10 protein-coding genes and 3 pseudogenes are annotated in these 9,032 nt (G+C 57.2%); 4 read left to right on the forward strand and 9 right to left on the reverse strand.

What is annotated here, in order from left to right:
* Window positions 1–87 precede the first annotated feature (87 nt).
* Window positions 88–555 (reverse strand): hypothetical protein, encoded by a 468-nt coding sequence (locus GA0061102_RS28120; RefSeq protein WP_092855365.1) that lies wholly within the window; start codon window positions 553–555, stop codon window positions 88–90.
* A gap of 747 nt (window positions 556–1,302) precedes the next feature.
* Here GA0061102_RS28120 and GA0061102_RS28125 point away from each other — a divergent pair.
* Window positions 1,303–1,851, forward strand: a complete 549-nt coding sequence (locus GA0061102_RS28125; protein ID WP_092855367.1) for a class I SAM-dependent methyltransferase — start codon at window positions 1,303–1,305, stop codon at window positions 1,849–1,851.
* Window positions 1,852–1,929: 78 nt separating this feature from the next.
* On the opposite strand, the gene GA0061102_RS34005 is transcribed toward GA0061102_RS28125, so the two are convergent.
* From GA0061102_RS34005 to GA0061102_RS34115, 7 genes and pseudogenes are all read right to left on the reverse strand, one after another.
* Window positions 1,930–2,307 (reverse strand): SDR family oxidoreductase, encoded by a 378-nt coding sequence (locus GA0061102_RS34005; RefSeq protein WP_342588048.1) that lies wholly within the window; start codon window positions 2,305–2,307, stop codon window positions 1,930–1,932.
* A 3-nt stretch (window positions 2,308–2,310) separates the two neighbouring features.
* Entirely contained in the window at window positions 2,311–2,781 is a 471-nt protein-coding gene (locus GA0061102_RS34010; RefSeq protein WP_342588049.1) for an SDR family NAD(P)-dependent oxidoreductase, read from the reverse strand.
* Window positions 2,782–2,969: 188 nt separating this feature from the next.
* A complete protein-coding gene (locus tag GA0061102_RS28135) occupies window positions 2,970–4,004 on the reverse strand; it encodes an AraC family transcriptional regulator (RefSeq protein ID WP_092855369.1) in 1,035 nt (344 codons plus the stop codon).
* 59 nt (window positions 4,005–4,063) lie between these two features.
* Window positions 4,064–4,894: an oxidoreductase gene (locus tag GA0061102_RS28140; protein ID WP_092855371.1), complete on the reverse strand. Its 831-nt coding sequence runs from the start codon at window positions 4,892–4,894 to the stop codon at window positions 4,064–4,066.
* A gap of 353 nt (window positions 4,895–5,247) precedes the next feature.
* Complete coding sequence (locus GA0061102_RS28145) at window positions 5,248–5,721, reverse strand: DUF2147 domain-containing protein (protein ID WP_092855373.1); 474 nt, start codon at window positions 5,719–5,721, stop codon at window positions 5,248–5,250.
* 718 nt (window positions 5,722–6,439) lie between these two features.
* A complete protein-coding gene (locus GA0061102_RS28155) occupies window positions 6,440–6,697 on the reverse strand; it encodes a hypothetical protein (protein ID WP_092855375.1) in 258 nt (85 codons plus the stop codon).
* A gap of 173 nt (window positions 6,698–6,870) precedes the next feature.
* A pseudogene (locus tag GA0061102_RS34115) lies at window positions 6,871–7,071 on the reverse strand (polymorphic toxin type 37 domain-containing protein); the annotation flags it as partial.
* Window positions 7,072–7,448: 377 nt separating this feature from the next.
* Between GA0061102_RS34115 and GA0061102_RS33705 the strand changes: the two are divergent.
* A pseudogene (locus tag GA0061102_RS33705) lies at window positions 7,449–7,616 on the forward strand (ISL3 family transposase); the annotation flags it as partial.
* A gap of 41 nt (window positions 7,617–7,657) precedes the next feature.
* Here the strand turns inward: GA0061102_RS33705 and GA0061102_RS28170 are convergent.
* The gene (locus tag GA0061102_RS28170) at window positions 7,658–8,128 is read right to left on the reverse strand and encodes a helix-turn-helix domain-containing protein (RefSeq protein ID WP_092855381.1); all 471 of its coding nucleotides are present in this window, start codon (window positions 8,126–8,128) and stop codon (window positions 7,658–7,660) included.
* 130 nt (window positions 8,129–8,258) lie between these two features.
* Here GA0061102_RS28170 and GA0061102_RS28175 point away from each other — a divergent pair, with 130 nt between their 5' ends.
* Together GA0061102_RS28175 and GA0061102_RS32740 are read left to right on the forward strand one after the other, a co-directional pair.
* Window positions 8,259–8,534, forward strand: coding sequence for a helix-turn-helix domain-containing protein (locus GA0061102_RS28175; protein ID WP_245298164.1), 276 nt, complete (start codon window positions 8,259–8,261; stop codon window positions 8,532–8,534).
* A 345-nt stretch (window positions 8,535–8,879) separates the two neighbouring features.
* Window positions 8,880–9,032 (forward strand): annotated as a pseudogene (locus GA0061102_RS32740) (IS256 family transposase); the annotation flags it as partial.

A 9,032-nucleotide genomic window follows, 5' to 3' on the forward strand; every position in this document is an offset into this window, starting at 1 on the left:
TGGGTCCCAAGTGAAGGTGGACGGTCGCCAGACCCGTTTGTAAAGTGCGTCTCGCCTACCCCCATATCATTCGCAAATGGGTGCGGCCTAGTTAGCAGTCTGCGCCGCCTGGGTGGTCATGCATTCGGACAGGCCCATGAAGGCCTTCTCGCCGCCCGCGAGGCTGAAATCGGCAGTCGTGCTGTTGGCGGTCAGGCTCAGCGACTTGCCGCTGGTCAGCGCCATGACGGCCTCGGTCGTGTTCGGGACGTCGATCGTTGCCGTTGCTGCCGTGTCAGCAGTCGACGAGAAATTTGTGGCCGTGCCACCATCGATCGACCAGGAGCCGGTCACCTGATCGCCCTTGGCGAAAGTGAACTTCGAAGAATTGGCAAACAGGACGACCTTGTCGCCAACGGCGAGAAGACCGACGCCTGTCGCGGGGTTCTGAGCGAGGCAACCGATGAAGGTGTCGCCGTCTTTCACCGGCGTGACGGAGAAATCGGCAGCATCGACGGACGCAGTGGTCAGAAGCATGGTGGCGAGGGTCATGGTTGTCAGGTGAAGTCTGTTCACGGCATTTCCTTCATGAGCGGGGAAAGCGATTAAGCGCTTGGTTACAAAAAACCTGCGACTCCGGTTTGGACGGGACGGAGAATCTACGTTCAACGAAGCGGAAGCCTCGCCAAAACCCTCAGCGGCTGTCGCATGGATTGTTATTTCCACTTCTAACCCCGGCGAAATTGTTGCACTCCATCCTTAAACAGAAAGTACCGGATATTTTCGCGGTTCATTTCTGGGCTGATTTGCTATTCTTGAGCGTGGAACGTTTCTCCAGGTAACCGCGAGCAGGAGCCTCTATGGATTGCCGCTGCATCGCCAAATTGATCGCACAACACACCTAAATCCTCAGCAAAATCCGACATAGACCGAGAGCGCAACCTGTTGTCGCTTCTAGTTCCGGATTTCAACCGGCGAAATATCTTGAAGCAGTGGGTTTAAACGTCAAAGTCGGCTCGATTTTCTGCTAAGGATTTCAATTTCAGTTTGCGATTGCAATCGTAGGCGCGCCCAGGATCACGATCCCATCTCAAGGGCGGAGATGCTGTCCGATTTTCAGCTTGGCATTTCAATAAAATCCTCAGCTGGGAAATTACGATCCCGGCCCGCACGAAACATTTTGGCGCCGCCAATCATCATCTTGGCAGCTGAGGCCACTGCCGAGAGCCCAATTTTGTGCAATTGTTATCATATTCCCTACGGCCAGCCGTATCGGGTCATTGACCGCTGATAAGAAAATGGAACGAGGTTATCGCATAAACGATGCTCGATCTTCCTTCACTCGTTCCGATCATCATGGCGCTATCGCTGTGTCTGTCGATCCTCCTAGTCCACGGTCTGACGGGCGTTCCACCAGTGCCATCCAGCGCAGCCGAAATCGCCGATGTCATCGAGTTGTTGCGGAAGGCGAATTTGCCGAAGCGTGCAATCATCTACGAGCTCGGAAGTGGCTGGGGCTCACTGGCGATCGCACTTGCTCGCGCGTTTCCGGATGCTGAAATCCGCGGGATCGAAATCTCGCCGGTGCCCTACTTGTTCTCCAAGCTGCGGATGTGGCGCTTCGAGAACGTGACCATCCGCTGGGGGAACTTCTTCAACCGAGATATAAGTGATGCCGACGCCGTGACCTGCTATCTCATGATCAAGCCGATGCCAAAGGTCAGCAGCTTCCTCGACCATATGCTCAAGGACGGCACGGCAGTGGTTTCGCTGACATTCTGGTTTCGCGACCGAAAGGTCGAAGCGGCGCGGGAAGGACCGGGATTGCGGGGTGGTGCCGCACTTTATCACTGGCCCGCCCGCAAAGTTTAAGAACGTCCCGACGGCGACCTATTTCGATTCGCCGCTTGGGGCGTGTGACACCGGACAAAACGTCCGGAGACGTGGCATTCACGGCGAAGCGATTTCCCGAACCTTCGGCTCGCCCTGAGCCGCGTTCGAGACGCTTTCCCAAGCCTCCCAGGTTGCTAGACGTGCCGCATAGGCCGCGCGTACGACCAGAAGTCCCTCGGTGCCGAGGAACAACCGCAGCGGCGGGGCATCCAGGTCGACGATTGTCAAAACAGCCTCCACCGTTGCCTCAGGATCGCCAAAGGCGATGCTGGCCGCGCGCGCGAAGATTCCGGTCCTGAGATCCGAGTAAGCCTCGAGACCAGCCGAGACTTTGAGAGAGGTCTGGTTGGAGAAGCCGGTGGCATAGGCGCCGGGTTCCAGCATCGTGACCTTGATGCCGAGGCCGGCAACTTCCTGGGCGAGACTTTCATGCATCGCCTAGAATGCCCATTTCGAGGCGTGATAGAATCCGATGATCGGGCTCGCGACGAGGCCAGCGACGCTGGATACGCCGATGATATGACCGCTACCCTGCTTGCGCAGCAAAGGCAGAGCCGCCTGGATCACGCACAGTGTCCCGAAGAAGTTGGTTTCGAACTCCGCCTTGATATCGGCTTCGGCGGTTTCCTCGACGGCGCCCACAAGCGCGTAGCCGGCGTTGTTCAAGACGACGTCCAGCCTGCCGAAATGATTATGACCGCGCTCGATCACGCTGCGAACCTGGTCAGTATCCGTGACGTCAAGCGCCAGCGGCAGAACTGCATCGCCATATTGTACGCTGAGGTCGGCAACACTTTCGAGAGAACGCGCCGTAGCCACGACCTTGTCGCCGCGCTTCAGAGCGGCCTCCGCCCAGATGCGACCGAAACCGCGGGATGCGCCGGTGATGAACCATATTTTGCCAGACATTTTAGTCTCCTTGAACTGATAGAGGCTTTGGATCTCCCCGGCATCTTTTGCTATCAGCAGCGGCATGCCGACGCAGTGGCAGACGATGCCAATCGCGTTGCAGCAGGCGCCAAAGGATTTGTCTTAAGTGGCTGGAAATACCTCCGACGCTCGCCGCTACGGCGGGAGGAGGTGGGGCCTGATCTGTGTCAATGCAGCGAATTGAAGTGCGACGCGTCCCGTCCGTTCAACTCGCGCCATTGCAGAGGCGTCAGCCCCTCCCAGTCGCGAAACGCGCGATAGAAGGAACTGCGATCCTGATAACCGAGAAGACATGCGACCTCGTCGATGTCGGTGGACGGGTTGGACAGGAGTTGCCGTCCGAGTTCCTTGCGTGCTTCCGACAGAAGCTCGCGGAAGGTCTTGCCCTCTTCGGTGATGCGCCGTTGCAGCGTTCGCTCGCTCATGTTGAGATCCTGCGCTATCTGCGACAGCTCCGGACGTCCGCTTGCAAGCGACCGTTTCAGGACGACTTTCACCTGATCGCCAATGGAACTGCGCGCCTGCAGTTCACCCATAGCGGCGGCCAACGCAGGTGTGAGGATTTCCAGAAGCTCGGGATTGTGCCCCGGAAACGGCCGGTCAAGATCGGCGGATTTCAGGACGAGCTTGTTTTGCGGAGCGCCATATTTGACGGGACACCCGAAGAAGAGCTGGTACAGATCGCTCTTTGGTCCGGCGCGCATGAACTCGACCCGAACCGGCGTCAGGGGCTGGCCGGTTCCGCGGCGACCAAGCTCGACCAGGAAGGCGAAGGCAACGTCGGTGGCGATCCCGGGCTCGAGCTCGGTCGCGTAAACCCAGCTGCTCGTGATCGAGACTTCGCCTTTCTCCTCATGGAAAGTCAACTGCTCAGGCGTGCAGAGCCGCTTGAAGCGCGCGACCCGGTAAAGTGCGTCGCGATAATCCCTGGCGTGAAAGGCGGCCAAGGTCGATGGTGGATGAACCGCCGTGTCCGCCTCACGAACGAGCCGAAGTCCGAGTGCAGGCTCCGGCACCAATTCCTCAAGCGCCCTGAAGATCGCAAAATACTGCGCCGTCGTCACCATGCCATTCTCGCCAAGGTGCAGCGTGGCAGGCAAACGGGCCTGCCGCAGAACCGCGGACGGCGGCAGGCCGATCCGCTCGACCGCACGCCAGAAGGCCTGCGGCACCTTGCATTTATCTGCTGGCATCACACTCATCTCCGTCGACCCTTCAAGCCTGATCTCGCAGGAGTACGCGTCATCCGCTTTCGGGAATGTCAGCGCATCTGGCTCATGATGATACGATCGAACATCCGATCCCCGAACCATTCGCGGATTGCAATCATCGGCTTGGCATATTTGCCGGCGACGTAGCGCGTCCGCGGCCTTCTCGCATGCACAGCAGCCGAAACGACATCTGCGATCACTTTCGGATCCGTACCGCGCCCATGGCCATAGGTCGCCCTCGTGGTCTTGGCGACGACTTGCGAGACCTTCGCATAGGGGCCGGTTCCGGAACGCTTCACGAGACCGTCGGCGACCACGTCGCCGAATCCCGTCTCGATCAAGCCTGGTTCGACGACAACGACATTGATGCCGAATGGAGCCAGCTCCAGTCGCAGGCTATCCGACCAGCCTTCGAGCGCATGCTTGGTGGCATGATACCAGGCACCGAGCAATGTATAGATCTTGCCGCCCATCGAGGTGATATTGACGATGGTGCCCGAACCTCTCTGGCGCATCGCCGGCAACAGAAGCTGAGTCAGGCGAGCCGGGCCGAAAACATTGACCTCGAACTGATATCTCGCCTCATCCATCGCGATATCTTCAACAGGTCCATACAGTCCGAAGCCTGCATTGTTGACAAGGACATCGACGCAGCCGCTTTCTGCCAGAATGGTGCTAACGGCGGCGTTGATCTCGTCGTCCTCGGAAATATCCATTTGTAGGGCACGCGCGCCGATCTTCTCCAGATCACGCATCTTATCGACGCTGCGCGCCGCCACATAGACCCTGAAGCCATCGCTGATGAGGCGCTTGGCGATTTCCTTGCCCATACCGGAGGATGCGCCGGTCACGAGTGCTGTTTTCTTGCGTGTGTTACTCATATTTGCCTCATTGTTCGCAAGATCACAAATATAAGGTCGCCGGTGCCTGTTCATTGACGGAAGATGCCGTCACTGTTGCATATTACGCCAATGTGGGATGCCGCCTCTTCAGGAAAACTGCTTCCCGGCCGAGCGGTGGCGTGTATAGGCGACCAGCCCGAAATCAAGCAACCAGTTCAAAGGCAGGCTGTTCATGGCCAACGGTCTCCGTGGTCGCTGCAAGAGGCAAATCGGGCGAGCACAGCCTCATGCTGCACCCGCCCGACGCCAAGCCACCTGACCACGACCGATTTGTTGGGGGCGCCTCAGTTGGCAAAAGATGGTGGCTTGTCCAGGTAATCAATGATTGCGGGCTACGCGCCCACGCGATGGAAAGCCCTGGTCTGGCCGAGTGCGGAAATGCCGATATAGCCTCTCAGGTTCATTTTACTACCCTGCATCGTGACTTGGCAGTTATACGTGCGGCCCGACGAGCCGTCGTAGAGTGAGCCACCTGTCCAACTCCCCGCATCCCAGCGCAAGCCGGTGATAAACACGACGTTCTTCATCGACCGGGAACGCAAGGAGGGATCGGGATTTTTCGCGTCCTTCTTGAAGGTGACGTTGTCGGCTTCCACCAACTGATTGCCGTAGAGTAGCCGTGCACGGAACTCCGTTCCCGCCTTGAACATATCGAGCTTCACGCTGCCATCGTCCGCCTGCCACACACCGACGATGGCGTCGGCTGGCGAGGCTTGTTGCGCATAGGCTGCCGGCACGGCGGCCAGTCCGACCGTTGCCAATGCCAGGAATACGGCAGATCGCCTTGAGACCTTTGACACGTCCATAAAGTGAAACCTCTCGAATAAACTAATATTGATGCAATCCGCAAAGGAAGGGCCACGGGCTGGAACGGTCCGTGCCCTCAGTCTCGCGCAACTGCATTGCAGACCAACTTGCATGGGTCTGGCGACACGTCCGGTGTGATTGCTATCTGCGGACGGAAAGAAGGCTAACGGCAGGCAGGCAATCCTGCAGTGACAGAACACGTCAATCGTGTTGCACAATCCGCCAATGCAAAGCTCTTCGCCTCAGCGAGTGGTAATCCGATAGACCGCGGCCAGCGGGAGATTCAGGAGGGTACGGCCCACCAACGTTGCCCTCAGGTCGAGTTGATCAAGGATCCGCTGAGGCACCGGGCACTTTCTCATGTATCCTCGAGCTCACGGCCGACGACGAAGCCGACGAAACCTGCGGTCTCTTCCACGTCGAGGGCTTGCTGGAGAGAAGGTTGATTGCGGGCCGGGCTGGTCGCAACCTGGCGCCGATCTCAACGAGACGATCCGCATCTTCATCAATGCCCTTCTAATTGCTGCATTGGAAGCGCGGAACGCAGACCGCACCAATGAAATGCTGGCCACGAAAGTTGCACGATTGCGTCCCGAGAGCGTCATTCATGATAATAATCTTCAGTGACGCCATTCGGATCAACACCCTCACGAGGGAGCCTTGACAACATGAGGCGGCCGCCAGTCGTGCAGGCTCCTCGTGCCGTGAAGCGATTTTCTAATCAAATTGTTCACCGTGGCCGATCTGTTCGCGAACGGCGTCGACAATTGGCAGATCATCTGCGAGGCCAGGATCGGCGCTTTCAGCGTGCTTTAGATGCAGTGCAGCGTCGACCAGCGCGTCAGTAATCTCCCAAGTATTCCAGCCGGCTTCGTTGGCGGCTGCGACAACCGCTTCTAAAGCCATTCGGGCGGCCAGCCTTGATTCCTGCAAGCGCTGGGTTGCTTCTTCTGACCGAGGCGGTGGGAAGGACATGGAGAATCTCCTTTCGATGTCGCTCAAACCCTTTAGCCCACCGACTGTTTCGGATGGGCCTTCTGTCGGGCCAGATCGCATTTCATCTACATCGTATTGAGCAAAGTAGCAGCACCGAACCAGATATCGAGCTTCCGGGTGCTCTCATGCAAGCGGACCTGCGTAACAGTGTCTTAAAACTTTCGTTCAAAGACCACCACCTCGTCCGCATCCAGCAATCTGATAACATAGGGGCGTCGGGGCATCGACTCCACAAGATCGCGTGCCTGGACACTCAAGAGCCCGCCTTTGCCCGTTGGAATCCGTACATTCCCATCTTTATCCTTCCATCCGTAACCGGAGCCGTTCGGGTTTGGAACCCAGTCTGGACCGCCTTTAGGATCATCATAGTCTGGATGATCACCTCAACGAGGCCAACTTGCTGCAGCTTGACGTTACGAACTTGTCCCCAGTGGAGGCGGCGACCATCACTCTCTGAAAGGTTGTTGGCAGTCCTTCCGCCCGCAGATCTCATCAATGTTTTATCAGCCGACGCTATGTGGCTCCGTCGTTCAACCTACGGAGATTATTTTGACACAAACGACTATTGTTGGGCTGGCTCGATGTCGTCGGAGGGCGCCATCCACCACATCAGGTTAACGGAACGGCGATCCAGCTATGGAAATATGGCATCGGATCGTGCGCCTTCGCGCCGCTTAAACCAAATCTGAAGCCATGGTTAAATGACGCAATGACCGGACCGATGTCTTCGTTTGCGCGCGGGATCTGTCGGGACGTCGAGGCAGTTCATGCTGCATTGACCTTGCCTTGGAGTAGCGGCCAGGTCGAGGGGAAGATTAATAAGCTAAAGCTCATCAAGCGCTCTATGCACGGAAGAGCTGGGATGGACCTCCTGCGCTCACGCATCATCGGAAACTGAATTGCACCGAAATTGCGGAAGAGCCCGCTTCTGACGGAAATTCACGCAGCGTCGACAGTCAAGACCTGGATCAGGGCAAAGGCTCGGGTCCTAAGCCGCGGTGGAAGCCGCAGGATCTCTTCGACGAAGCGTCGGCCTTCGCTTGTTGCCAGGTAAGCGATGCGCTCGTCTATCTCAGGCAAGCCGCTGTTCACCGGCTCTGATCCCAGCTGCGGCAGACCGTCGTAGAAGCGCGAGACCGGAACGTTCAGACAGTTGGCGATCTCGTAGAGCACCGAGGCACTCATACGGTTCTTGCCGCTCTCGTATTTCTGTATCTGCTGGTAGCTCAGATTGACCAATTTCCCGAGCTCGGTCTGCGACAGGTTCGAATGTATCCGGATGATCCGAAGCTGCTGGCCGACATGCCGATCGATCGGATGGATCGAGGGAGTGTCTGGAATAACCCCCATACTCTTGACGGATTGCCGTTGCGGGTTTCCGATTAAAGCTTTCGGGACTCGATCATCCATCAGTTGCATCCCCGCATTGAAGAGGTTCACACGGCATACAGCCAATCAAAAATGTGATCATTCATCCCTCGCCTGCTGGCGTGCTTATTCTCTATATACCCTATTTTGGGGTATCCGAAAACCGGGTTTATTGAAATTGCTGGTTTTAACCAACTGGCTATCAAAATTGTCCTCGTTTCATGCGATTGTTTACCGCCGACTGATTGATGACTTGATCGCGGCTCGCAAGGCTGCAAACCTAACCCAAGCGGAGTTGGGCCAGCTGATTGGGCGCCGGCAAACCTTTGTCTCCAAGGTTGAATTGGGAGAACGGCGGCTCGACGTCGCTGAATTCATCAAGATGAGCAGGGCAGTGGGCATCGATCCCTACCAGCTCATGCGGGAAGCCGAGCTCGAGCAAGACTAGATCCCTGCGCACGTTTTTCCGCGCAAGCCCTTCGCCGCCGCTGGCCTGTTGTGATTTCTCATCAAGCAATGATGAAGGAAGCGTCTCAATCTGATGGCCACGCCAATTATCTCCGGTGAGATAATGAGACAAGCAGAGAGTTGGCCCCAGCACGAAGGACCAAAATTTAATCCGATGCTATGAGGATTGTGTCCCGGCACGTGGTGTAGGTGACGGAAGATAGCAAAGCCGAGCGCCCGCGCGCTTTTCATAGCGCTGTAGCGGGTGATCGGCTTTGCGGGCGGCCATCAGTGTTTTCCGCTAGGGTCGGGTTGTTCAAGACACAACCTGACGGAAAGATCACTGATGACCGATGACATGATGAACGTGCGTTCGCTTGTTGAGAAGAGTGCGGACGCAGATTTGTTGCGTGAGATGATCGGCTTTGCGGCCGAACGGCTGATGGAGCTGGAGGTCAGCTCGGCTACGGGTGCAGGGTTCGGGGAGAAGAACCCGCTG

The organism is Martinezella miluonensis, from assembly GCF_900094545.1.
GTDB classification, from domain to species: Bacteria; Pseudomonadota; Alphaproteobacteria; order Rhizobiales; family Rhizobiaceae; genus Rhizobium; species Rhizobium miluonense.

What these genes read in the sequence shown, in the direction of transcription:
- GA0061102_RS28125 (WP_092855367.1), top strand. Translation starts at nt 1,303, where the DNA reads ATGCTCGATCTTCCTTCACTCGTTCCGATCATCATGGCGCTATCGCTG.
- GA0061102_RS34005 (WP_342588048.1), bottom strand. Translation starts at nt 2,307, where the DNA reads ATGCATGAAAGTCTCGCCCAGGAAGTTGCCGGCCTCGGCATCAAGGTC.
- GA0061102_RS34010 (WP_342588049.1), bottom strand. Translation starts at nt 2,781, where the DNA reads ATGTCTGGCAAAATATGGTTCATCACCGGCGCATCCCGCGGTTTCGGT.
- GA0061102_RS28135 (WP_092855369.1), bottom strand. Translation starts at nt 4,004, where the DNA reads ATGAGTGTGATGCCAGCAGATAAATGCAAGGTGCCGCAGGCCTTCTGG.
- GA0061102_RS28140 (WP_092855371.1), bottom strand. Translation starts at nt 4,894, where the DNA reads ATGAGTAACACACGCAAGAAAACAGCACTCGTGACCGGCGCATCCTCC.
- GA0061102_RS28145 (WP_092855373.1), bottom strand. Translation starts at nt 5,721, where the DNA reads ATGGACGTGTCAAAGGTCTCAAGGCGATCTGCCGTATTCCTGGCATTG.
- GA0061102_RS28155 (WP_092855375.1), bottom strand. Translation starts at nt 6,697, where the DNA reads ATGTCCTTCCCACCGCCTCGGTCAGAAGAAGCAACCCAGCGCTTGCAG.
- GA0061102_RS28170 (WP_092855381.1), bottom strand. Translation starts at nt 8,128, where the DNA reads ATGGATGATCGAGTCCCGAAAGCTTTAATCGGAAACCCGCAACGGCAA.